This is a genomic window from Phormidesmis sp. 146-33, from assembly GCF_052939515.1.
In genome coordinates, this window is the sequence record NZ_JBJPHU010000007.1 from 103,234 (window position 1) to 127,412 (window position 24,179).

General features: G+C 46.7%; 19 protein-coding genes and 1 pseudogene. 11 read left to right on the forward strand and 9 right to left on the reverse strand.

Annotation, left to right across the window (positions count from 1 at the left end; translation table 11 throughout):
- Positions 1–243: 243 nt before the first annotated feature.
- From ACJ2PR_RS05115 to ACJ2PR_RS05125, 3 genes are all read right to left on the reverse strand, one after another.
- Positions 244–726: a CAAD domain-containing protein gene (locus ACJ2PR_RS05115; RefSeq protein WP_446876186.1), complete on the reverse strand. Its 483-nt coding sequence runs from the start codon at positions 724–726 to the stop codon at positions 244–246.
- A gap of 338 nt (positions 727–1,064) precedes the next feature.
- Positions 1,065–1,781 carry a transposase family protein gene (locus tag ACJ2PR_RS05120; protein WP_446876188.1) on the reverse strand — a complete coding sequence of 239 codons (717 nt, stop codon included), beginning with the start codon at positions 1,779–1,781 and terminating at the stop codon, positions 1,065–1,067.
- A gap of 399 nt (positions 1,782–2,180) precedes the next feature.
- Complete coding sequence (locus ACJ2PR_RS05125) at positions 2,181–2,438, reverse strand: hypothetical protein (RefSeq protein WP_446876189.1); 258 nt, start codon at positions 2,436–2,438, stop codon at positions 2,181–2,183.
- Between the two features lie 127 nt (positions 2,439–2,565).
- Between ACJ2PR_RS05125 and ACJ2PR_RS05130 the strand changes: the two genes are divergently transcribed.
- The 4 genes and pseudogenes from ACJ2PR_RS05130 to ACJ2PR_RS05145 all read left to right on the forward strand — a co-directional run bounded on the left by ACJ2PR_RS05130 (position 2,566) and on the right by ACJ2PR_RS05145 (position 8,755).
- Positions 2,566–4,356 carry an ABC transporter ATP-binding protein gene (locus tag ACJ2PR_RS05130; protein ID WP_446876191.1) on the forward strand — a complete coding sequence of 597 codons (1,791 nt, stop codon included), beginning with the start codon at positions 2,566–2,568 and terminating at the stop codon, positions 4,354–4,356.
- Between the two features lie 63 nt (positions 4,357–4,419).
- Complete coding sequence (locus tag ACJ2PR_RS05135) at positions 4,420–5,412, forward strand: helix-turn-helix domain-containing protein (RefSeq protein ID WP_446876193.1); 993 nt, start codon at positions 4,420–4,422, stop codon at positions 5,410–5,412.
- Between the two features lie 139 nt (positions 5,413–5,551).
- Positions 5,552–7,786: pseudogene (locus ACJ2PR_RS05140) on the forward strand (TonB-dependent siderophore receptor).
- 12 nt (positions 7,787–7,798) lie between these two features.
- The gene (locus ACJ2PR_RS05145; RefSeq protein WP_446876194.1) at positions 7,799–8,755 is read left to right on the forward strand and encodes an iron-siderophore ABC transporter substrate-binding protein; all 957 of its coding nucleotides are present in this window, start codon (positions 7,799–7,801) and stop codon (positions 8,753–8,755) included.
- On the opposite strand, the gene ACJ2PR_RS05150 is transcribed toward ACJ2PR_RS05145, so the two are convergent.
- The 4 genes from ACJ2PR_RS05150 to ACJ2PR_RS05165 form a co-directional block, all read right to left on the reverse strand.
- The gene (locus ACJ2PR_RS05150) at positions 8,739–10,016 is read right to left on the reverse strand and encodes an MFS transporter (protein ID WP_446876196.1); all 1,278 of its coding nucleotides are present in this window, start codon (positions 10,014–10,016) and stop codon (positions 8,739–8,741) included. The two genes, ACJ2PR_RS05145 and ACJ2PR_RS05150, sit on opposite strands and share 17 nt — an antisense overlap.
- Positions 10,017–10,103: 87 nt before the next feature.
- Positions 10,104–11,084, reverse strand: coding sequence for an iron-siderophore ABC transporter substrate-binding protein (locus ACJ2PR_RS05155; RefSeq protein WP_446876198.1), 981 nt, complete (start codon positions 11,082–11,084; stop codon positions 10,104–10,106).
- Positions 11,072–13,618, reverse strand: a complete 2,547-nt coding sequence (locus ACJ2PR_RS05160) for a TonB-dependent siderophore receptor (protein WP_446876199.1) — start codon at positions 13,616–13,618, stop codon at positions 11,072–11,074. Before ACJ2PR_RS05160 ends, ACJ2PR_RS05155 begins: the two co-directional genes overlap by 13 nt.
- Before the next feature lie 132 nt (positions 13,619–13,750).
- Positions 13,751–14,749 carry a helix-turn-helix transcriptional regulator gene (locus tag ACJ2PR_RS05165; RefSeq protein WP_446869631.1) on the reverse strand — a complete coding sequence of 333 codons (999 nt, stop codon included), beginning with the start codon at positions 14,747–14,749 and terminating at the stop codon, positions 13,751–13,753.
- 215 nt (positions 14,750–14,964) lie between these two features.
- Between ACJ2PR_RS05165 and ACJ2PR_RS05170 the strand changes: the two genes are divergently transcribed.
- Genes ACJ2PR_RS05170 through ACJ2PR_RS05180 form a run of 3 tightly spaced genes read left to right on the forward strand, consistent with a single transcriptional unit; the run spans position 14,965 to position 17,328 of the window.
- Positions 14,965–16,710: an ABC transporter ATP-binding protein gene (locus ACJ2PR_RS05170; protein ID WP_446876200.1), complete on the forward strand. Its 1,746-nt coding sequence runs from the start codon at positions 14,965–14,967 to the stop codon at positions 16,708–16,710.
- Complete coding sequence (locus ACJ2PR_RS05175) at positions 16,700–16,942, forward strand: hypothetical protein (protein ID WP_446876201.1); 243 nt, start codon at positions 16,700–16,702, stop codon at positions 16,940–16,942. Before ACJ2PR_RS05170 ends, ACJ2PR_RS05175 begins: the two co-directional genes overlap by 11 nt.
- A 59-nt stretch (positions 16,943–17,001) precedes the next feature.
- Positions 17,002–17,328 (forward strand): hypothetical protein, encoded by a 327-nt coding sequence (locus tag ACJ2PR_RS05180; RefSeq protein WP_446876202.1) that lies wholly within the window; start codon positions 17,002–17,004, stop codon positions 17,326–17,328.
- Between the two features lie 195 nt (positions 17,329–17,523).
- Here ACJ2PR_RS05180 and aspS read toward each other — a convergent pair whose 3' ends face one another.
- A complete protein-coding gene (gene aspS / locus ACJ2PR_RS05185; RefSeq protein ID WP_446876204.1) occupies positions 17,524–19,326 on the reverse strand; it encodes an aspartate--tRNA ligase in 1,803 nt (600 codons plus the stop codon).
- A 259-nt stretch (positions 19,327–19,585) separates the two neighbouring features.
- Here aspS and ACJ2PR_RS05190 point away from each other — a divergent pair, with 259 nt between their 5' ends.
- Positions 19,586–19,888 (forward strand): hypothetical protein, encoded by a 303-nt coding sequence (locus tag ACJ2PR_RS05190; protein WP_446876205.1) that lies wholly within the window; start codon positions 19,586–19,588, stop codon positions 19,886–19,888.
- Positions 19,876–20,112, forward strand: coding sequence for a hypothetical protein (locus ACJ2PR_RS05195; protein ID WP_446876206.1), 237 nt, complete (start codon positions 19,876–19,878; stop codon positions 20,110–20,112). The genes ACJ2PR_RS05190 and ACJ2PR_RS05195 overlap by 13 nt, the downstream gene beginning before the upstream one ends.
- A 20-nt stretch (positions 20,113–20,132) precedes the next feature.
- On the opposite strand, the gene ACJ2PR_RS05200 is transcribed toward ACJ2PR_RS05195, so the two are convergent.
- The gene (locus ACJ2PR_RS05200; protein ID WP_446876207.1) at positions 20,133–21,725 is read right to left on the reverse strand and encodes a HEAT repeat domain-containing protein; all 1,593 of its coding nucleotides are present in this window, start codon (positions 21,723–21,725) and stop codon (positions 20,133–20,135) included.
- Between the two features lie 362 nt (positions 21,726–22,087).
- On the opposite strand from ACJ2PR_RS05200, the gene ACJ2PR_RS05205 reads away from it, so the two are divergent.
- Both ACJ2PR_RS05205 and ACJ2PR_RS05210 read left to right on the forward strand, forming a co-directional pair.
- Positions 22,088–22,660, forward strand: a complete 573-nt coding sequence (locus ACJ2PR_RS05205; RefSeq protein WP_446860729.1) for a Uma2 family endonuclease — start codon at positions 22,088–22,090, stop codon at positions 22,658–22,660.
- 334 nt (positions 22,661–22,994) lie between these two features.
- Complete coding sequence (locus tag ACJ2PR_RS05210; protein ID WP_446876209.1) at positions 22,995–24,068, forward strand: cysteine peptidase family C39 domain-containing protein; 1,074 nt, start codon at positions 22,995–22,997, stop codon at positions 24,066–24,068.
- The last annotated feature ends 111 nt before the right edge of the window (positions 24,069–24,179 follow it).

The window sequence follows — 24,179 nt, forward strand, 5'->3', positions numbered from 1 at the left end:
CTCGACTGTGCTGCCGTGTACATACAAGTCGATCGATCTGTCATTGCTGAGATCCTTCGCCCCCTAAATCCCCGATTCTGGGGGACTTTGAGCCGTTGTCATAGCTTTGAACTTTGGAAATCTTTCCTTGGTCAAAGTCCCTCACTTGTGGGGGATTTAGGGGGCTGAAGCCGACTGAAACGAAGCGACAACGACTTGTGTGTATACCGTAGCTCGACTGTGAGAGGCTGTTTCAAGGGGCTTCTAGCTGTTCTTGTCGGTGCCTAATACTTCATTGATATCACCCACAATCTCACGCTTAAAGTTGCTCACTTTTTGAGACAGTTCTTGACGTTGAGAAGCAGTCAATAGATAACGATAGACAAACCAGCCTGTGTAAATGATTCCAACTAGCTCAAACAGTGGAGACAGAATTGGAACACTGGTAGCAACTGTCAAAATCGCACCCAACAAGGTGAGAAGTAGATTCAGGGCTACGATCGCCAGCAATGTCCAACCAATTGCTTTCAAGATCGGCCAATAGGGCTTTAGAACAGAAGAACTGTAGCCGATCGGGTCATCAAAAAACGCTGAAATTCTTGCTTTGTCTCTCAGCCACTCTTCGGTGGGAGGGGCAGTAACGGTTTTGTTTTCGATCACTAAAGGATCGCCTGTTGGCAGATCAATCACTGTGGTTTGGGTCGTGACTTCAGGCAATCCTGTGGTTTCGGTCGTCTCGGTTGACATGATGGAATCTCCTAATTTAGAAATCTGGACTGAACGGGACATTTCTAACCTCCCAAAAGCAGAAGGTCGAGTTAAGAATTTTGCAGCTACTTCCTGAAGGTACTCAACCAGAGGGATGACCTCATCTTGCTTAAGAGACAAGCCACCTCTCTCGATCGTCGTATTTTCTCAAGTAAAACTAGACAGACAACTTTAGATCGCAGTGAGTTGCTAAAGGAAATCGATTGCGTCAATTTCTAGTTCTCAAGAAGCCAGTGATCTAAAAGCTTTATTAGACGTGTTGCTTAATAAAAGGCTTTGCAGGCAAGCGCAAAGCGCATTTCCTCTCCCTATCGTAGTTAAGCCACCTCCAAGTAGAAGTTCCACAACCCAGCCGCCGTGAGCATCAGGTGATCATCGAATTCAGGCACACGATTTCTATAGATGTCCGATACCGCACCGTAGCGCTTCATCCCCGCATGGGCCTGTTCACAGACCACTCGTTGACGGCTAAACTCTCGGTTGTGCTGTTTTTGAGCCTCGCTGAGTTCTTTGCCTCTGGGTTTTTTGTGCGGCAGATGGACGTTGACAAACTCATTTTGCAATCCCTGAAAGCCCAAATCTGCTTCGATTCTGACTGCATCGGGAATCTTGTCCACCAGGTCTGCTTCATCCAGTTGCCGCTTGTCATGGATCTTTCCGGGTTGCGCTTTCGTGAGCAAAATCACTCGCTTTTTTCGCGTGCTGCCCGTGGTGTGTTTACGGGTATGCCGTCGTTTCTTGCCCGAATAATGCGCTTTCTGATTCTGAGTTTCCTGAGGGCGCTGCACGGGACGCTCTGTGCCGTCCAAAATCACTTCTTTCACATCGCGATAGCGCTCCAGAAACTGCTCCATACTTTCCAGCTTGCGCTCCGGCAAGACCATCTTTTTGCCTAAAGCCGTCTCTAAAATCTCCTGTAACCGATGCACCCAGCGATTGCTGCGTCCTCTCTCTAGGTCAAATAACCACCCTAAAACATCAAACGTGGGGTAAGTCTTGAAATAGAATAGGCTGAAGAACAGCTTGGCTTCCACACTCCCCAGTCGAGCTTTGCGCCCCCTCCTCTCGCTCGTTTCCGGGGCTTGGGGTCGTGTTGCAGCGCTGCTTGATACCCCTCGTCGAAGACCGGGCACAACTCGTCAAACGCCTTGCGATTGAGTCCGGTTAGCGACCTCAATAGGCGATCATTGTCTAACGCTCGACTAATGTTGAACATCGTCTGCTTCTGCTCCTGAGGTATCACTAATCTACCTTATAAAGCAACAGGTCTAGCGTAGTTTGCTGTATGGTCATCCACCTAAGTTTATCTATCTTCAGGTGAATGGCACTTACTTAAGGTCAATCAACGAGCTAGACTAGCTTTGAGAATTGAGCGAGGCTGCTTCATCAGGGGGAAGGCTTTCGGTCTGCGTTTTCTAACTCTAGGTTCATTGTCAAGTGGAGACTGGTCGCCCTGCACTGGCTAACCAACTGATCACCCGACTCACCGCCTTGCGACAACGCTTGTCGCTGTCGAACACCGGGGATAGAAATGCCCACAGCGTCACGAATGGATTAAACAGACGATCCCGATAGCTCACGGTCTCTTCGACCAAGACCCTGGCTATCACAGATTCAGGCAGGATCTGTTGAAACGGTAAACCGACCCTGTTGGCGAATGTTTGCTTGAGAATTTCAGCAGAGTTTGGCATGGTGGAGCTAGTTATTTTAGTCACTCCCAGCCTGTGACCTCAAAAAGACCAGGGTTGGAGCTTTTTCTTGCTCTATTTTCTCAAACCCCGACCCTTAAGTAAGTGCCATTCGTTTGAGGTTAGCTTTATGACAACGAATCGAGCTTCAATCTGGTCGCTTCTTTGGCAAATGATTACTTATGCTCGATCGCTGTATTGGACAGACACCATTCTCTGGCTATTAATTGCTGGACTGCCTGCTGTACCCGGTGTGATCATTCGCGAATTCTTCAACACATTGACGCGCCAATCTGCTTTCTCCTTTTCTCCCTGGGTATGGATTGCGATATTACTTGCAACAGGTCTAGCGCAGATTGTTGTTATTTTCAGCGGACGAATTACAAAAACGCAGCATCGTTTCACAATGAATAGTTTAATTCAGCGCAATCTTTTGTCGAAATTGCTAAATCGTCCCGGTGCTGAAGCTTTAACCACGACTGGCGAAAACACAATCTCACCCGGAGAAGTAATCAGCTTTTTTCGAGAAGATGCGAGTCAGATTGAAGATAATGTTGTGGGTACAAATGAAGTTTTAGGTGAAGGCATTTTTGCCATTGGTTCGTTGCTGTTGCTCTTAAGTGTAAATGCCACGATTACGCTGTTTGTATTTTTGCCCCTGGCGCTCATTGCGGTGATTCTGCATCAAGTTAGCGATCGCATTAAACGTTACCGTCGCGCCAGCCGTCAAGCGACACAGCAAGTAACCGGAATGGTAGGAGAAATGTTTACGGCAGTGCAAGCGATTCAAGTAGCTGGAGCCGAAACCAGTATGTCAAGCCATTTTCGACAATTGTGTGATCGCCGTCGTCAAGTGATCGTCAAAGATCAACTACTCAATGCGATTTTAAGTTCTAGCTTCGATAATCTTGTGAGCTTAGGAACGGGTGCAATCCTCTTCTTTGCGGCTCAATCCATGCAGAATAGTCAGACGTTGAGCGTTGGAGACTTTGCGCTATTTGTATATTACTTAGCGTATGTCACCTATTTTCTGGGGTTTTTAGGCGAGTTTATCGCGCTCTCAAAACAAAGCGAAGTGTCTTTTGAACGGATGCAAGCCTTGGTGAATGCAGAGGCGCAAACGCTCGTTGCCCATCATCCGCTCTATCTGCCAAGGTTGACTGGGCGAACTCCTCAACTACCTATCATTCAGCAGGAAACAATCTGCGATCGCTTTGAAGAATTGCAGGCGTTCAATTTGACCTATCATTATCCAAACAGCGATTCCGGCGTTACTAATCTCTCTCTCCAGCTTCAACGCGGTAGTTTTACAGTGATTACTGGATCAGTCGGATCTGGTAAAACGACGCTATTGCAGGTTCTTTTGGGACTATTACCTCTGCAATCGGGAGAAATCCTTTGGAACGGACAGAAGATTGCTGATCCGGCTCAGTTCTTTGTTCCGTCTCAGAGTGCTTACACGCCACAAGTTCCCCAACTGTTTAGTACAACGCTGCGAGAAAATATTCTGCTTGGGCTACAGAAGAGCGATGAGGAAGTCCGAAATGCGATCGCGCTTGCAATGTTCGATCGAGACTTAGCAATGATGCCCGATGGACTCGATACCCAGATTGGCTCTAGAGGAATGCGGCTTTCTGGCGGACAAATTCAGCGAGTTGCTGCGGCTCGAATGCTGATTCGTCAACCGGAACTCTTAGTCTTTGATGATCTGTCGAGTGCTTTGGATGTTGAAACAGAACAAAAGCTTTGGTCGAAGCTATTTCAGCTTAGCTCGCAGTCTTGGACACCTACGTTTCTTGTAGTCTCTCATCGGCGAGCAGTTCTTCAACGGGCCGATCGTATTCTTCTACTAAACAAAGGCAGGCTTGAACTAGAGGGAACTTTTGAAGACTTGCCTCTAGCCTATACTGAGATTCAATAATTGAGAATGAGTTTCATCTATGATACGATGCTCCTGTTCATTTTACAGTGCCAATTGTAGAGAATGGCAATTACTCTTTCGCAGCAAGACTACTGGGAACTCATTTGCTCTGAAGTAGAGGCTCCACAAATGTTGTCAAATTTCGACTGCACTTGGAAATATTGTGGTGAGCTTGGAGCGGGCTATTACCGAGAGATTCAGATTCGAGATGGCGTGGAGTTAGCAATCGCGGAAGATTACTTTCGTGAGGAACTTAAAGTAGTTACCTGCGATCGAGAACATCCTCTAGAACTAAGCTATACGCTGATTGGAAGCGCCGCATCTAATTTAGACGCTGCCAATGCGGGTCAATATATTTTTTGTGGGAGCGGCATGGCTCCCGGTGAAGCACTGCAAATTGCAGAAAATCAACGTAATCTGAGAGTAACACTCCATATTGATCCGGCTGTTTTTTACCAATGGATGTCAAGTCTGACGAAGCAAATTCCGGTCGAAATTGAGAATTGGTTGAAACCCGCTGACCAACCCTACTACACCCAAGTTAGCCAGACGACAACTGCAATGCAAGCTACACTTCAGCAGATTTTGCAGTGTCCATTTCAGGGATTGACTCAGCAGATGTATCTAGAAGGCAAAGTCTGGGAACTGATTGCATTGCACTTTGCCCAGACTGCCAAAACGGATCTAGATCGTGTGCCCAAACCGTTAAGATCAGATGACATTGAGCGAATTCACTATGCTAAAGAAGTGCTAGTTGCTCGGTTAGACGAGCCGCCCTCTTTGATTGAGTTAGCTCGGTTGGTCGGGATCAATGACTGTAAGCTTAAAGTAGGCTTTCGTCAGGTGTTTGGTACAACAGTCTTTGGCTATTTACAGGACTATCGAATGGAGCGATCGCGGCAGTTGCTAGAGTCCGGAGATCTCAGCATTGCAGAAGCGGCGAGAGCAGTTGGATTGGTGAATCGCAGCCACTTCGCGATCGCGTTTCGCAAGAAGTTCGGGGCCAATCCTAGAGATTACCGTCAATCGGTTTTGAATCGATGCAATGTAAGTTAAAACTCCGTTCACCGTTCAAAAAATTCCGTTCACCGTTCACGCGATCGCAGAATGCTCACGATTATTCGGTATGCTTCTGAGAATATTTCCTAAGTATTAGGCGGCGAGTGGAGGAGTGATGGCAAGTTATCGATCGATAATGTTGGTAGGGAGCATTGTGTTGATTGCTCTGCCTTGTATTGCATCAGAGCGCGATCCAGTAGAGAAGCAAAGTGGTAAGGCTGAGATTGTCGATCATTCAATTTCTACCTTAAAAGATTGGAAACAACCTGCAACAACCGTTGAAGAATGGCAATCCCAAATTCAGGCGCAGCAGACCGTTAATCAGAAACCTGATGAGGATCAAGAAGAAGAAATTGTCATCACAGGAGATCAACAACCGAGCGGTTATCGTGTTCCAAATGCGACGACTGGTACAAGAACCGACACGCCGATTCGAGACATTCCGCAGTCCATTCGGGTGATTCCGCAAGAGGTTTTGAGAGATCAAGGACTAAACGCAACGAGCAATCCATTGGGCAATGCAGTTCAAAACGTCAGTGGTGTTAATAATTTAGGACTTTATCAAGGGTATGAAAACAGTTTGAGAATTCGAGGATTTCGAGTTTCGACCTTTGATGGCAACTACTTTCGAGATGGCATTCGATACTTTACGTTTGGTGCTTTAGAAACGGCTGACTTAGAGCGAGTGGAGGTGCTGAAAGGGCCAGCATCAATCCTGTTTGGTGAGGCAGAACCCGGAGGGATTATCAATCTGGTTTCAAAGCAACCGCTTCGTAATCCGTATTATTCCCTTGAAGGATCAGTTGGAAGTTATCGATCGGTCAGAGTCGGAGCCGATTTCTCTGGTTCCATTAACTCAGAAAGAACAGCACTCTACCGCTTTAATGGATACTACAAAGATGCAGGAAGCTTTCGAGATTTTGTGTCTAGCGAGGGCGTGTTTCTCTCGCCTGTAGTGCAATTAAATCTTCACAACACAACACTCACGCTCAATGCAACATATCGAAATGAGCGGCGAACAACCGACGATGGCTTTGTTGCGATCGGAACTGGAATCGCCGATTTACCTCGAAATCGCTTTCTGGGTGAGCCGTTTCAAGAATTTAGCGTGAATGACTTCAGCATTGGCTATCTACTCACTCACAAGTTTAGTGATCAGTTGACGCTGAGAAATGCTTTTCGCGCTCAGTGGGTGAATCCAGAGCGATATTTTCCATTGCGGAACTCGATCGATGAGGCTACTGGAGATTTAGAATTAGCAACCTACTTTGCGGCTGGGGAATATCAAGCGATTACCACTCAGACGGATTTGATCGCCAAGTTTTCGACGGGAGCAGTTCGCCATCAATTGTTATTCGGAGTAGACTACGAACGGCAGATTAATAAGCCAAAATTCGCGATCGGTGATCCCTATCGAACCATTAATATCTTTGATCCAACCTATGACGGTGCTGAGTATCCTAAAGAAGAACTCTATAACCTTTTCCGAGACGACACGATCCAGAAATTAGGAATTTATCTTCAAGACCAAATTGAACTTGCACCCAACTTTAAGCTACTGCTTGGCGGACGATTTGATAGCTATTCGCAGCAGCGTAAAGAAGAATTTAGTGGTGAACCTAGACAAGAGTTCGAGCAGCGTGATAGTCGGCTTAGTCCTCGATTTGGTGTGGTCTATCAACCGATTCCAGCAATCTCGCTCTACGCTTCTTATACCACTGCATTCAGGGCAAGTTTTGCAAGCAATCGGAATGGGGATGGTTCTCCGTTTGAGCCTGAAACAGGTCAGCAGCTAGAAGCTGGGATCAAAACCGATTTAGCTCGAAATTTAAGTGCAACCCTCGCGTTCTATGACTTGCGAAAGAAGAATGTGACAACCGATGACCCTAACTCTAGTGATCCTAACGATCAAGTACAAACTGGAGAACAAAGAAGCCGAGGGGTTGAATTTGATCTAGCAGGTGAGCTTGTTCCTGGTTGGAAAATCATTGCTTCTTATGCTTACATTGATGCTTTTGTCAGCCAAGATTAATCAGGATTTGAAGACAAACGACTCGATAACACTCCCAAGCATTCAGCAAGTTTGTGGACAACTTATGAAGTACAGCGTGGCAGCTTAAAAGGATTTGGCTTAGGGATTGGCGTTTACTTTGTGGGCGATCGCTTTGGAGATTTGTCCAACACTTACACCATTCCAAGCTATGTTCGGACAGATGCCTCTATCTTCTACAATCAAGACAAATGGCGGGCTGCAATCAACTTCCGCAACCTGTTCAACACAAAATACTTCACTGGCTCTGATGAAAGTCGCTTCGGAGTTTATGTTGGCGACCCTTTTACTGTTACAGGTTCAGTGTCAATTGTATTTTAGGAGATCAGAGGGATGAAATTCTGCGATCGCATCGTGTGGTTTTGCTTCGGACTGTTCATCAGTTTGCTTCTAGCTGCCTGCACAGTCGATCGCAGTTCCCAAATTCAATCAGCCGCTAACTGTCGCATCGTTCAACATAGCGCAGGGAAAACTTGTGTTCCTCGCAATCCTCAGCGAGTGGTGACTTTAGATGCGATGAGTTTAGAAAGTGCGATCGCGTTAGGCATTCAGCCGATCGCTGCTGTCAATGTTGACTTAACTTCTCCGCAACTCAAACAAAAAGCAAGCACAATCCTGAATGTAGGAAGTAATGGTGAGCCGAATCTAGAAAAAATTTTGGCGTTGAAACCTGACCTAATTCTAGGGGCTGATTATCTATCTTCCATTTATCGCGAAGCTTCTCACATTGCACCAACAGTATTGACGAAATTTAACCATAGCGGCGAGTGGAAGGATGAATTTGCTTTTATTGCTGCAACTTTAGGACGATCGCAGCAAGCTGAGAAAGCAATGGCAGACTATTACCAGCGCCTAAAAGAGTTCAAAGCTCAAATGGGCGATCGCTTACAAACAACAAAGGTCTCGATCGTGTATCTATATGCAGAGATGATCACGGTTTATACAACAGTTGGCTTTAATGGCAGTATTCTCAAAGATGCAGGTTTAGCTCGCCCTGTCTCACAAGATTTAGATCTAGAAGCAACTCAGCAGAAAGGTCTCAGCCCGATTCAATACAGAATCTCTAATGAGCTATTTGATGCTGCCGATGGCGATATTATCTTTATGGTTGTGACTCCAAGTGATTCTAAAATTGGCAAAACACGCGATCGTCTTCTATCCGATCCGCTCTGGTCAAAACTCAATGCAGTACAGCAGGGCAAGGTTTATGAAGTTCTGGATTACTGGATTGGAAGTGGTCTGTTCGCTGCAAATGCCGTAATCGATGATTTGTTTAAGTATGTTCCTTAGACTTGTAGAAGAAAGAGCCAGAGAGACCAATCGCGATCATGCTAAATGCACAAGCTGTATAAATCAAAGCAAAGCCTGATCCAGGGCTTGCACCAAAGATCCACTTGATCAATCCTGTTGAAGAAATCATTGCAGGTTCAACAATGCGATCTGCTTTAGCAGATATCTCTGCGAGATCGCCTAACGGGCCCGCCACGAGTGCTGCGATCGCTGATAAACATTGAGCTAAAAACGAATTTGCCGCAAACACTCTTCCTTGGGCTTCGGGGCTAACTTTTGCCATCCAAATCGCAGTTTCGGAGCTATCCATTAACGGAAAGTTAAACGAAGAGCAGAATTGAGCAGGAAGCCACACTTGAGGAACTCGCCCTAAGCCTACAGTCATTTTGCTCAACCCTGCGCCAATGATTCCACTGAATACTCCTCGAATTGGCTGTTTGAAACCTCCCCAAATGCTAATCACGATCGCGCCTGTCACGCCACCAATTCCCGCTGCTGTCCCAATCTGCCCCAGGACTGCGGCACTTCCGTTTGTTCTTGCCAAAACCATTGGAGTGTAGAGCGTTTCACCCAGATCATGCACAAACCAGAAGGGAAGTATTAAAACTAGCAGGTTGCGTAGAGGAGCATGGGCGAGAAGGAAGTGAAAGCCAAACATCAGATCTCGTCGGAAATTGAACCTAGCCGACTGTTCAGGCATTTCGGGTTGAGGAATTCTCCGAGTAAGGAGTGTTGCGATCGCGACAAGAAAAGTCAAGCTATCAATTCCTAAAATGCCTCCCACTCCAATGATCGGATAAAGACTCGCTGCGAATGCTGGTGCTAAAATCAACGAGCCATAATGTAATGCTGATCCCATACTACTAGCACGGGTGTAGTGTTGCTGAGGAACAAGTGAGCTAATTGAAGCAGCGTAAGAAAGCTCTTGAAGCTGGCTAAAAACGCTAGTAACCGCAGTCGTTAGATATAAGTGCCAGATTTGCAGATTGTGAGTCAAATATAGAAATAACAATAGCAAGCTGGAAAGAGCCGCGATCGTATCGCCCAAGACCATCAAGCGTTTGCGGTTAAAGCGATCGACAATCACACCAGACACTAAACTAATCGCAATTCGAGGAACTTGAAAAAAGAAGCCAACTAGTGCTAACGAGGTTGCAGAACCCGTCGTCTCCCATGTCCAAAGTTCGAGAGCAAATCCGCTCATGTAAGTGCCGATCGTTGAAACAAGCTGACCAAACCAGAGAATAATAAAAGTACGCATTCGATCTCGTCTAAGCAAAAGTAAGTCGGGTCATGAAGTCGCTCGAATGGTTGGATCAACTAGATACTGAAACAAATCATCGCTCGATTAAGCTTTTCTATCGGCTAAATGTTTCACCAGATCATTGAGAATTTCGTTTGCTGAAAGCACACTGCCAAAAATCCAATAGCCAGAATCAACCGTGTAAACTCGTCTCGCTTTTACTGCATTGAGTGTTTGCCACAATGAACTATTTTGATAAATCTGGAAGTTCTTTTCAGCACCTGGATCAAGCGCAACAAAAATTGCATCTGCCTCTAGCAAATCTATTTTCTCTAAACTGACATTGACGTAGCCATACTCTGAGTTCGGTATCTGCTGAATCTGCCGCTGAATCGCAGGAATAGTGAATACCTTAGTATCATCTAAAACGCTAACGGCAAATGAGTTTTGATTCAAAAATTGCGTGAGTTGCAGATCTGTGTAGAATCGCATTATGCAAATCTTGAGATCCCCAGCCTTTAAAGCAAATTTTGATTTCATCATCTCAATTCTCTGCTGATAGTCACGCAGTCGTTTTTCCGCTTCAAACCTTCTGTCAACAGCATCCGCAGCTTTCCGAAGCGTTTGCTTCCAACCTGTTTGCGAGTACTTGATCGACACAGTTGGCGCAATCTGAGAAAGCAAAGAATAGATGTGAGGTGTGATAAACACTCCTAGAATCAAATCAGGATGCAACTGAACGATTTTTTCTAGGTTGGGTTGCCCTTCTTTGCCTAAATCCGCGATCGCACCGACTTGATTCTGTACCAATGATATTTTGCTTGCCACACGATTCGGAATTGTAGATGCGATCGGCTGTATCCCCAGCGCTACCAAAATCTCTAAACTCTCTTGATCCATCACAATCACTCGTTTCGGATGGTGAGGAATGCAGCTTTCTCCGAGTTCATGCTGAACAATGCGACAGTCTGATACTGTTTGAGCTTGCACGCCGATCGCATGAGTTTGAAACAACCCCACAAGCAACACTCCCATGAGGAACAATGAAAGATGCCGCCACCAGGCGTGAGAGATTAGAACGTCCAAGAAACTGTCCCCCTGATTGTAAACGGAGCGCCATAGTAAACGCGCAGTGGACTTTCTGCTGTTTCAAAATAGCTGATGTCGAACAAATTCTCAATGTTCAAGCCAATTCGATAGTTATCCCGACGGTAGAACAGCGAAGCATCTGTGCGAGTGTAGCTGGGAACTTCAAAAGAGTTATCTAAATCGCCTTGACGCTGACCGACATAAAAGATGCCAAGACCAACCCCCAATCCTTTGAGAGAACCTGTTTGAATTTCATAAGTTGTCCACAAACTGACCGCGTGTTCTGGGACATTGTTGAGACGGTTTCCGACGGCGATCGTATTATCCGCCGTAATTTGAGCATCCGTATAAGCATAAGCCGCCGCAATCTTCCATCCTGGTAGAATTTCGCCTGCAATATCCAGTTCAATCCCACGACTTCTTTGCTCTCCGGTTTGAATTGAAAAATTTGGGTTTGCAGGATCAGTCGTTAAAACATTCGAGCGAGTAATTTCATAAAAGGCTAAGGTTGTCGATAATCTGCGATCGAGCCAGTCTGCTTTTAGTCCCACCTCATACTGAGTTCCCCGCTCTGGCTGAAAAAGACTTCGATCAAATGCAGTTCCCACACTTTGCAGAAAAGAGCGACTGTAACTTGCATATAATGAGAGCGAATTTGTCGGTTGATACACTAAGCCAACTCTTGGACTAAAGACTTCATTCTGCTGAGAAGACTCAGAACCGCTTGCAAGCTCGATCTTCTGGCTCACAATGTCGAATCGCCCACCGAGTAATAATTTCAAGTTTGGCAGTAAATCAATCTGATTTTGCAAGTAAACTCCAAACGCATTTGTGATAAATGGCTCTCTCGGAAATTCTCCAAGCAGCTCTCCTCTAGGCTGTCCATACACCGGATTAAAAATATCGATCGGAGCTAGCGCAAACTGTCGATTACTAGCTGCGTAGACATCTCGATTAAAATCAAAACCAAACAGTAATTTGTGAGCAATGCTTCCTGTCCTAAAGCTTCCAACAACATTCGTATCAAAAGCATAGTTATCTTGAGACTGATCTTTTGTGCTAAACAATCCCCGCTCTAAAGTGCGATCGTCATCTAAAAGAGCCGATGGAAATAAAGAGTTCTGAGGCGTTCTCAAGAAAGTTACTCGAAACGCATTTTGTAACTGCCAATTGTCACTCAAACGATGTTCTAGCGCATAGCCTAAACGCACCGAAGAGCGGTTGTTTTTATCCAACTCGTCGTCAGGTTCACCAATAAATCGATTCCGAGGTAGCTTGCCATTAATGTTTGGCAGTACTGTTCCTCTTGCAGGCAAGCCGCGTGCATTCGGTTGCTGAGAAACAGTGTATTCACCTTCAAAGGTCAACTTTGTCGCTGGGCTAATTTGCCAGGATAGAACGGGAGCAATCAGATAGTTTCGTCGATCGAAGAAATCAATAAATGTTCCAGTCGTCGAAGCCCCGGCTGTGAAACGATAGAGCAACGTTCTAGAATCATTCAGAGAACCCGTGAAATCTAGCGAACCCCCATAGGTATCGAAATTCCCGATCGATCCTTCAACATTGTAGCGAGGAATCGATAACGGTTTTTTAGTCACAACATTGATCGTGCCACCTGGAGCGCCTTGGCTAAATAGCGCACCTGCTGGGCCTTTTAGCACCTCAATCCGTTCAATGTTGGGCACAGCGATCCGATTAGTAATATTCGTTCCATCCCGTAAACCATTTCGGAAAATATTGCCACCTGCGAACCCGGTTGAAAATCCTCGAATTGTGAAACTTTCAAATGCAGATTGCGAGGATTCGCCTGCGGTGACTCCAGAGACAGTCCGAAGTGCTTCACTCACACCTTGCACCTGTCGATCTTGAATCAGTTCTTGCGGAACAACTTGCACCGAGAATGGCAAATCCCGAATCGGTGTATCGGTTCTGCTTCCAGTTGTTGCACTAGGTACGCGATACCCCCGCTGACCTTCCCCCGTCACGACAATCTCTTCATCTGGCTCTTCCTGCTCCGGGTTAAGACTATAGGCAGCATTTCCCGCTCTCAACGTTACTTCTTGTTGTGGTAGGGCATTATTTCCGATAACACTAACTCGAATGCGGCTTGCATCCTGCTGCACAACCTGAACAGCCGAGATTCCTTCAGACGGATTTTCTGCTCTGAATGCTGGTGCATCGGGCAATGCCAGAACAGCGTTAGGGATGTCTGCGATTAGGCTGTTGCCTTCGGTGCGGAATTGGGTAGTGTCGATCGCTAAAGGCTTACCATCAGCCGTAGTTAGCGTAATTTCTAACCCTGTAGCAGTTCGATCGACCCTCACTTCTGTTACTTTGATCGTCTCTGCCTCGATTTGTGCCATCCACTCCTTCAGGCTGGTAGCAGGTCGATCGCTCCGCAAGCTTCCAAGGGAACCAAGGGCGCGAATCCCAGACACTTGAGAATTATTTTGAATTTCTGCTGCCCAACTTGCTTGAGTCGTGAGTACTGATGTCAAGCCTAAAAACCAGAGCGCAAATGTTTGATCCATCTCCCCATCCTCTACACCAAATCTTGAGAAGCTTTTCATTCCATCAATTAGGAAATCTTCTCAACTGCAATGTTTTGAATATTACGATGAATCAACAGTCTGCTACTTTGCCGAAACGGAATTTTTGTTTGCTCAAACGGAACTTTTTTGATGTTGCAGTGTTTTTGGACTCACTCCGAAGGTTTTGCGAAAGGCAGTACTAAAAGCACAAAGATTTCTGTAACCCACTTTACGAGCCACTTCTGTCACGCTCCATTGACGATCGAGAAGCAGCGATCGCGCTTGTTCCATTCGGTGCTGATGCAGATAGCCAAATATAGTTGTACCAAAAACTTGTTTAAATCCACGTTTTAGCGAACAGTCATTCAGTCCGACTTGTCGTGCTAAAGCCAGCAACGATGGGGGATTGTCCAACTGTTGCAACAGAATTTCTTTTGCATGATGAATCTGATCGATATCTTTACTTCGTGGAACAGTCGATCGCGCAATTGAGGCATCACTCGAACAAGCTTGATCGATCCACAATGCTAAAACTTCGATCGATTTACTCTCCAGATACATCTGCTTGACCATGCCTTGATAGGGACAACCTAGCATTTGCTGGAGGGCAAGTTGCATCGCGGGTGTAATCGTGTGAACAGGTGAAAAGGGAATTGCTTCATCTCCGTCTAGCATTTGCTGGATTTCAGGCGGTAAACTCTCTATTTGATCACCGATGAGAGTCCGAAATTGCTCTAGTTCTAGATGGATATCAACTTCTATCGTCGTTGTGCGGGATAGTCCTTGAAATTGCCCTCCCGGTGAAATTGAACCCGCGAGGAGATGCTGACCTTGATTGAGTTGTACTCCATTCGGAAGTTGAAGCCCTGATGAAAGAGTAAACATCCATTCCAGACAGCCGATGTCTCCGGGTGGTATGCAAGCAACAATCAAATCATCTTTAAGTTGGTAATGATGAAAGGTTAAGTCAATGCCATTTCGTAACTCAATGTCTCGCTTATACCCTTTGCCTAACATTTGCGGACATTCAGCTATACGATCGCTCTTATCTTCTGGGTCAACTTGTCGTGCCTGTTGACGGCTCACCTGCCAAAAGTCCTCACAAGTTTCGTCAGACAGTACACTTGTCATATCGGAATGGTTTGCTAAAGGAGATAGTCAAGGCACCCTACCACAACTGAGAATTAATATCAATAGATTATTTCCTTACCCGTGCAAAATTTTCAGCAAAAAATCCGTTTAGGAGCCAAAAAACTCCCGATAGCCGCCAAAATCATCTTCTCTATCAAATCGCTCCACGGTAAACTATGCTGTAATCTTTTTTGGCTCTTGAGATTAGTGCGACGATGCAGAACTCCCTTCAACAATACAAACTGCTGCTCGCTGACTATCTCAAGCCTCAATGGAAGCCCGTTTTGGCATTAACGATCGCACTTCTTACCAGCATCGCGCTCCAGATTATCAATCCGCAAATCTTAGGATACTTCATTGATACAGCCGTTCAGGGTGGCTCACAGCAAGCCTTACTTACCGCAACGATCGCGTTTATTACGATTGCGCTTCTAACTCAAGCAGCTACGATCACTGCAACTTACCTGAGCGAAATTGTTGCCTGGACTGCGACTAATGCCCTTCGCGTTGATCTGGCATCTCATTGTTTACGCTTAGACCTAAGCTTTCATAAAGCTCATACACCTGGCGAGTTATTAGAAAAAATTGATGGTGATGTCAATTTACTGTCTAAATTTTTCTCTGAGTTAATCATTCACATATTAGGAAATGGCGTTCTTCTTTTCGGAATTCTAATTGCTCTCTGTTTCGAGAACTCTTTAGCAGGAGTCAGCTTAACTGCTTTTGCTATCATTGCCCTAACTGTGTTAGTTGCACAAAGAGCAATGGCAATCGCACCTTGGGCAGAGTATCGCCAGATCAGTGCTGAGTACTATGGAACAATCGGCGAACACATCGCTGGACGAGAAGATCTTCGAGCAAATGGCTCAACCAGCTATGTCATGATTCGCTTTTATAAATTGCTGCAACGTTGGCTTCCGGTTTACCAAAAAGCCAGGTTTGCCAGTACTATTCTGTGGTTTACCAGTGTGGGATTGTTCACGATTGGAAATGCGATCGCGCTCTTCCTCTGTGCCTATCTCTGGTCTAAAAATGCGATTACGATTGGGACTGCTTATCTCATCTTTCACTACACGAACCTTTTAGCACAGCCGATCGAGCGAATTCGAGAAGAACTCGAACAACTGCAACAAGTAGAAGCGAGTATTCAACGCATTTATGAGCTACGAAACACACAATCAGCGTTAAGCGATCAAGGACAAGCCGTTTTACATTCTGGTGCTTGTGCTGTTTCTTTTGAGCAAGTGTACTTTCAATATGAGCCTAAGAACTGGACACTGCACAATCTATCATTTTACCTTCCAGCAGGTCAAACACTTGGAATACTAGGACACACAGGCAGCGGCAAAAGTACGATCGCTCGTTTACTACTACGGCTCTATGAAATTCAAGCGGGTGAAATTCGCTTAGGGAACTGTGCGATCGCAGATCTTTCACTGTCAGACTTGCGATCGCGAGTTGGGCTAGTAACGCAAGATGTCCAGCTATTTCAAGCCAGTGTGCGCGATAATCTCACCTTTTTTAACGATCGCATTCCAGAGACTTCCATCTTAGAAACACTGGAGGAGCTAGGATTAGCACAATGGCTGCGATCGCTTCCCAATGGGCTTGATACTCAATTGGGAGCAGATAGCAATGGTCTATCCGCTGGACAGGCACAGTTACTTGCATTGGTGCGCGTCTTTTTGAAAAATCCTAGCTTGGCGATTCTGGATGAAGCTTCTTCTCGGTTAGATCCACAAACCGAACAATTAATTGAAGGAGCAATTGATAGGCTGCTTGCAAAGCGAACAGGAATGATCATTGCTCATCGTTTGCAGACTTTACAACGAGTCGATCAGATTCTAATTCTAGAGCAGGGAAAAATTGTGGAATATGGCGATCGTAAAACCTTGACGAATCAACTTGATTCACGATTCTCACAGTTGCTTAGAACGAGTGCGAATCAGAATGACTTATAGTGATGCACAACTTGGTCAAGGGTGTGAGCGATGGGTAAAACTTGGAGGAATCAGCTTGCTAATTATTGATGTCGTTGATCAAGACGATATTTACCTTGGGGATGCCGCACCCGAAGACATTTATTCAGCAGAGTCTGAGATCGGATCTCATCTGAGGGGAGATTGCTGTGGATTGGAAGCAGGCAAGAACTTTCGTAATTGCTCAACCCCCTTGACGGATGGAGAGATTTGAGTAGGGTAAAGAAATGGACAACCTGCCCAATCTCAAAGAACTGTCAAGCGAGGCAAAAGATGCCTCTTTCCTCTGGACGCAGCCTTGAGAGTGTGGCTATTTACTGGCGCTACAGTCATGCCCTGAGCTACCCACGCTTGTCGCAGATGTTTGCCCAAGTGTTTGGACTGAGCATTTCAGAGGGCGGGCTTGCCCAACTGTTTGCGCTGCGTCAAGACGCGATTAGACGCACCAGTCGAGTCGATTTTGAGTCGCTTGCAGAAAGCCTTAGCCCTCGAACCGAAGCAAAAGGATGGCATCCGATTACAGAAACGCTACGACAAGCGTCAAGACCACTGATTTCTGTTTCTCGAAGATGCCACGATTCCACCGACCAATCGCTCTAGTGAGCAAGCCTTACCGATGAGCGTCGTGTTTCGCATTCCGTCGTCAATACAGGCAAACGGCAGGGCTTATCGGCTTTTGAATCGATTCAGAAAGCCCTCTCTGCCAATCCTTCTCTATTTGAACCGGGTTGAGCAATTACCAGATATCAAGCCTTAAGTCGCTCTCAAAGCTCAAAGGAGTTTTTTCTTTTATCCTTACTTATCGGATGGTGCAGGTTTGGGTTTGTGGGTGGAGGCGACGTGGAGTTCTTTAAGCTGCTTGTCATCGACGCTGGAGGGCGCACTGGTGAGCAGACAACGAGCTTGCTGCGTTTTGGGGAAGGCGATCACGTCACGAATCGATTCTTCGCCAGAAAGCAACATCACCCAGCGATCGAGTCCATACGCAATGCCGCCGTGGGGAGGCGTGCCGTACTCAAACGCTTCGAGCAGGAAACCAAACTTGTTTTGGGCCTCGGCTTCCGAAAGTCCGATCGCTGCAAACACTTGTGCCTGCAAATCGGGCTGGTAAATCCGCACACTGCCGCCGCCTGCTTCTAGCCCGTTGTAAACCAGATCGTAGGCCAGGGCACGAGCCGTTTTCAGGTCAGCCAAGTCTTCAGGATTGGGAGCGGTGAAGGGGTGGTGCAGGGCCTCTAGTCGTTTCTCGTCGGCGTTCCACTCAAACATGGGGAAGTCTGTCACCCAGAGCAGGTTGAGCTTGTCGGGATCGATCAGTCCGAGTTCTTTACCGAGACATTGACGCAAGCGATCGAGGGTTTTATTCACCGTGGCCGCGTCTCCTGCACCAAACAATAATAGGTGTCCAGGTTTTGCGCCTGTGCGGGTCAGAAGCTCTTGTTTTTGGGCATCGGTGAGGTTGTCTTTGATGGCTCCGATCGTGTCAATTTCGCCGTCATCTCGAACTCGAATGTAGGCCAGCCCTTTTGCGCCCATGTCGGCGGCTTCTTTAAACAGATCGCCACCGGGCTTGATTCGCACATTCGAGATTGCATCGTTGCCGTTGGGAATGGGCAAAATTTTCACCATGCCGCCTTTAGCAACGGTATCTGAAAAGACTTTGAAGCCAGAATCTTTGACAATATCGGAGACTTCCACCAGTTCTAAGTCAAAGCGGGTGTCGGGTTTGTCGCTGCCGTAGCGAGACATCGCATCTGCATAAGTCAAACGAGGAAAGGGACGCGGAAGCTCGACTCCTTTCAGGGTTTTGAGAATGTGACAAATTAAGCCTTCATTCAGGTTGAGGATTTCTTCCTGGGACATGAAGCTCATTTCCATATCCAACTGAGTGAATTCGGGCTGACGTTCTGCTCTCAAATCCTCATCTCGAAAGCATCGAGCAATCTGATAGTAGCGATCGAACCCCGACACCATGAGAAGCTGCTTAAACAACTGAGGCGACTGAGGCAGCGCATACCATTCACTCGGATTGACCCGCGACGGCACGAGATAGTCTCTGGCACCTTCGGGGGTCGATCGCGTCAAAATCGGAGTTTCGACTTCGATAAAGCCTTCCTGATCTTCGAGATAGCGCCGCATCGTCTGGATAAGTTTGTGGCGCAGCATCAGATTTTTGCTCATCCGCTCTCGACGCAGATCCAGGTAGCGATACTTTAGCCGCAATTCTTCCCGCACAGTTTCGGTATCTGCCGCAGAAACCTGGAAGGGCAACTGTTTGCGAACGGCGTTGAGAATTTCGATTTCGTCAGCGTAAATTTCAATTTCGCCTGTAGAAAGTTTGGGATTCAGCGATTCATCCGGACGCTTGGTGACGCGACCGACAATTTTGATCACATACTCGTTTCGCAGATCGCCTGCCTGTTGGTGAGATCCGGGTGTGCGTTCGGGATCGCTGACAATTTGCACGGTGCCTGAGCGATCGCGCAGATCCACAAAGATCACATACCCATGATCACGACGACGATCGACCCAACCATAAAGGGTAACGGTTTCTCCAATGTGGGTGGCGCGAAGATCGCCGCAGTAGTAGGTACGCATAGGGAGGGATGAAGGATGAGGGATGAAATGAGACTGATGAATTTAAGTCTAACGATCGTCAGTCCTGAGCGCCTTAGCTTGACCAAGTTTTCTGACAAATCGTGAAAACTTTCTCATTATGCCGCAGTTGGGTGACGCTTACGAGACGGGAGGTGGGATCGAATGGCGATCGGTTCTTTTGTCCTGGCAATGCGAGGTAAGGTTGAAGTGATGGCGATCGTGACTCAGGCTGTTAGACCAAATTTTCGTTTTTGTTACGATGAAGTTTGAAATCCTCACGCCACTCGGATTCACAGTCAGAACATCAGAGGAGTACTGGCAGCGTTTAATCACCAAGCATCCTGATCTTGAGGAATTAGAAGAGTTAGTTCAGTTTGCTCTTGCCTCGCCCGATGAGGTTAGGCGTAGCCAGAGAGATGCAGAAGTGCTGCTGTTTTATCGGGTTCGTCGAGCAGAAAGGTGGGTGGTTGCGGTGGCGAGGCGGTTAAATGGAGATGGGTTTCTCATCACGGCATATCAGACTGATGCGATCAAGGAAGGTGAGACTGTATGGCTCAAATAAAGGTGTTTTACGAACCTGAGACTGAATTGTTGAGTGTGTTTTGGCAGGCTCCCAGAAAAAATCAAATTGCTACAGAACTGGGGGATGGCGTGATTTTGCTCAAGGATGGAATGAGCGGGGAGCCGATCGGGTTAGAGGTGCTGTCTTATCGTCCTGGAGACGATCGTTTCGATGCGGTCAGTGTTGAGCTAGGCCCGTCAAATCAAATGCAGCTATTCACTTAACGCTGTTGTGAAAACATTGCTTAACGAAGGGAGTCGATCGCGCCTTTGACCACACGGGCGCTTTCAGGTTGAGTGTCTTTGAGATTTTGGTAATGTTGGGCGAGCAACGCCCCGTCAGCTTTTTGCCATTTGCCGAGGCTGGTGACTTTGGCGATCGCTCTTGCCAGATCCCCTCGAATTCTGACAAAGTTCTGACTTGGTTCCCATGCAGCTTGGAAGATTTCTAGGGTCTTTCTAGCTTCAGTATGGGTGAGTTGAGTGGGAATGCCTGCGGGGTTAGGGCGACCAATCCATTTGAGCAAGGTTTGTGTGCTGCGATCGCCACCACTGTAAAAGTATGCCTCAAAGCGCGGCTCGGCAAAATTATAGAAACTAGCATCATAGGTAAGGTTGATTAGAACAAACACTTCAGCTAAACCTAATTGTTTTAGAGTCCCTAACATCTTGACTGCACTGGTGCGAAACTCAGAATGGTCAGTATTGGCATTGAGTAAGCTTGTTAGAAATGCAACCACACCTTCATCCGCTTTACCTAATCGACTCAAAGCGTTCGCTGCTCTGAGACGTAGACTAATGTCTGCTTTGCCATCAATCACCAAAGTCGTCAGCGGCTTCACTACTCTCTCATCAACTCTGCCGAGAGTCTCTAAAGCCTCAACCCCACTCATACGAAGAATGGTATTTGCTTTGCTGTCATCAACCAAAGTCGTCAGAAATATCAGTATTCTCTCATCGGTTTTGCCTGAAGATCCCAATGCATAAGCTGCACTGATGCGAAGAGTGGGGTCTGCTTTGATGTCGTTGGCTAAAGCTGTCAAGGATGGCACTACACTCCTATTGGCTTTGTTTAGCTTTGCTAATGCATTAGCTGCTCTAGTACGAAGATAGGGGTTTGCCCTGCTGTCGTTGAATACAGTCGTTAGAAATGACATCACGCTCTCATCAGCTTTGCCCTGCCTGATCAATGTTTCAGCTGCATTGAAGCGGAGGACAGGATTTGTATTGCTGTCATTAACTAAACTTGTCAAAAACTGTACTGCGCCCCTTTCGATTTTGCCTTGCTTTGCCAGTGTTTCAACCGCGCTCAAGCGGAGATAGAGGTCTGCCTTGCTGTCGTTTGCTAACTCTCTCATGAGTCGCACTACGTCATCAATTTTGCCTAGAGTGCCCAATGCATCTACTGCATCAAAGCGGAGGTAGGAGTTTGCCTTGCTACTCTTCGCTAAGTTCGTCAAAAATTGTACCGTTCTGATATCATCTCTACCCAAAGTTCCTAATGCCTTGGCTGCACTGATACGAGAATTGGGTGTTGCCTTGCTATCTTTTATGAGCACGTTTGCTTTTTGTACTATTCTCTCTAGCTGTTTAGGAAGTACCTTCAGATCCTTTAAATCAAATTCAACTAATTTTTCAAAAGCCTTTTGCTTGACATCCAGATAGCTGTCATCCAGAGCCGCCAGAATACCGTTTAACTTCCAATCTTGTAGTTTTGGCTTTAGAAGTTCCTGAGCATCAACCCAGGAAGAAGCAATCAGCAAGATAAACGTCAAACAAGCTACGAACAGGAAGCTGTAAAGAGTGGGTGGTTTCTGCAAAGGTTGGAAGCGAAACATAGGTGAAGAGGCAAATGGAGAGTCAGCGCAGAAGGACAATTGACAACTGTCCCAAAGCATTCTTTCACGGGTATCAGTAATGCTGTCTAAACTATGACCTGTGCTTTTGCGAACCCCGCTTTTCTTAACCTATCCTCAACAATTTCTCATCCAAGGTGCGATCGTTCTCATTCCAAGTGCGATCGTTCTCATCCAAGGTGCGATCGTTCTCATCCCAAGTGCGGTAGCTTCGCTTCACTACGTGTTCGTTCCTGTTTGAAGTGCGATCGTTCTCATGTCAACCTGCAAATCCCGAATTCAAAGCGCGATCGCTCTATTCATACTTTCAAACGCGATAATGAGAGCAAGTAGAGGACTTTGCGATGATTGCCACACCTCAACCTCAAAAGATGTCGATCGAGGAATACCTTGAATGGGAACCTCGCCAAGAAATACGCTACGAATATGTTGACGGTGAAGTTCTCGCCATGACAGGTGGCACCCTCCCTCACAACGACATTGCGATTAATTTTCTGACACTCGTGCGATCACAGGTTCGGGCTAGAGGCTGTCGGATCAACATGGCAGATGTCAAAGTTCAAGTTAACGCATCCGGTCTTTATTACTACCCAGATCTGATCGTCAGTTGCGACCCTCGTGACCTCACTGCCCACAAATTAATCCAGTACCCCAAGCTAATTGTCGAAATTCTCACGCCCAGCACAGAGTCCAAAGATCGGGGCGACAAGTTCACAGCCTATCGCAACCTATCGACATTACAGGAATATGTGCTAGTAGACTCCGAAAAAGTCAGCGTTGAATGTTATCGTCGCGGTGAAGGTCGGATGTGGCTCTATACGCCCTATACAAAGGGTGACATCCTGAGCTTAGAAAGTATTGCTTGGAAAGGTCAAACAGAATTGCTTTATGAAGACGTACAGTTCTTCTCACAATAAATTAAGTTACTCACTTCAGTGGCTCACTCAAGTCCTACACCCTGGAGAGAGTTACCGTGACTTCCCAAAATCTACAGTTTGGATCAGGAGAACACAGCCGCTTTCCAGACTCATCACTGCAATGGGTAGACTAGCGGCACGAGTACATTAGGAAAGATTGGATGATAATCGAGGCGATCGCTCCAGGCAGCCCCCTAAATCCCCCACGAGTGAGGGACTTTGAGCAAGAAATCCTCTCCGAAAGTCCCCCAGATTTGGGGGGTTGGGGGGCAGAAGCGTTAAATGATGAAGCGAAAAAACTCTATCGAATTCACGTTACATCAGGAAAGATTGGATGATAATCGAGGCGATCGCCACCCTTTTATTAGGCGCACTCTGTTTTCGGTGGGGAATGAAAGTCGGGCGAGTGCTGCTGCGTCAAGGCTCCACGGCGAATGATTTATTTCGTGGCAAGAATACGAACCCTATGGGAAGCGAAGCTACCGCCCTGCTCTTTCTGGGTCTCTACGTCGGCTTGATTTTGCTGGCGCTAAACATTCCTCAGATGCAAGTCTTTCCACTCACCTGGCGCGTCTATGGAATGCAAGTCACCTGGACAGCGATGCGCGTGATTTTATTAGGATTTTGTGGAGTTGCCTTTGCGATCGTCTGGTCAAGCGCCCGAAAGCAAGTATTCGCCATTCTGTTACTCGGTTTAATTGGTATCACCGGATTTACCGCCACCGAAGCTTACTTTCTCGCCCCCATCTACACTGACCTGTCCAACAACTTGCAGCCCAACGGAGTCTTTCGACAAACCTCCATGAGTAGCTGTGCCCCCGCCGCTCTCGCTACCATTCTGCATCGGTGGGGCATTCCAGAAGCGACCGAAGTCAGTGTGGCCGAGCAAGCCAGAACCAGCCAAATGGGAACAACCATGCCGCAGTTAATCGTGGCTGCTCGTCACTTTAGAATGGATGGCGTTGAGCTTGCCCCAACCTGGGAGCAGATGCGTCAAATCAACCGTCCCGGTGTCCTGGGCGTGTGGTTAATCGACGGCAGAAGAAAGCTCCCCCATGCGATCGCGCTTCTCTCAATGAACCAAAACCAGGCAGCGATCGGTGACCCAGCCAGCGGCAAAATTTTTGTCCTTGATCGCACTCAGTTTGCCAAAATTTGGCGAGAGCAATACGTCCCGATTTTTCGCAGAAACGAAGATTTGTCTATCACGACGACTCAAGCAATCGACTATCTAAAGCGACTCGGTTACTCATCGCAAACGTTCAAATCAGCCCTACAAGACTTTCAGAAAACAATGGGCATTGAGCCAACAGGCAACCTCGACACTCAAACCAAACTACTGCTAACGGGATCTTTTCTTAAAGGAGTCCCTACGCTCAAAGATTTGGATCTAAGCAATCCAACATAAAGACTCTCAATTAACGCGAATTCGACGAAATTCATCGTTCTGGTTGTAGGTTTGATCCCAGCCCTTTCAAGGTGCTTTTTCATCTTTTTTAGATTTCGCTTGACTGAGCAA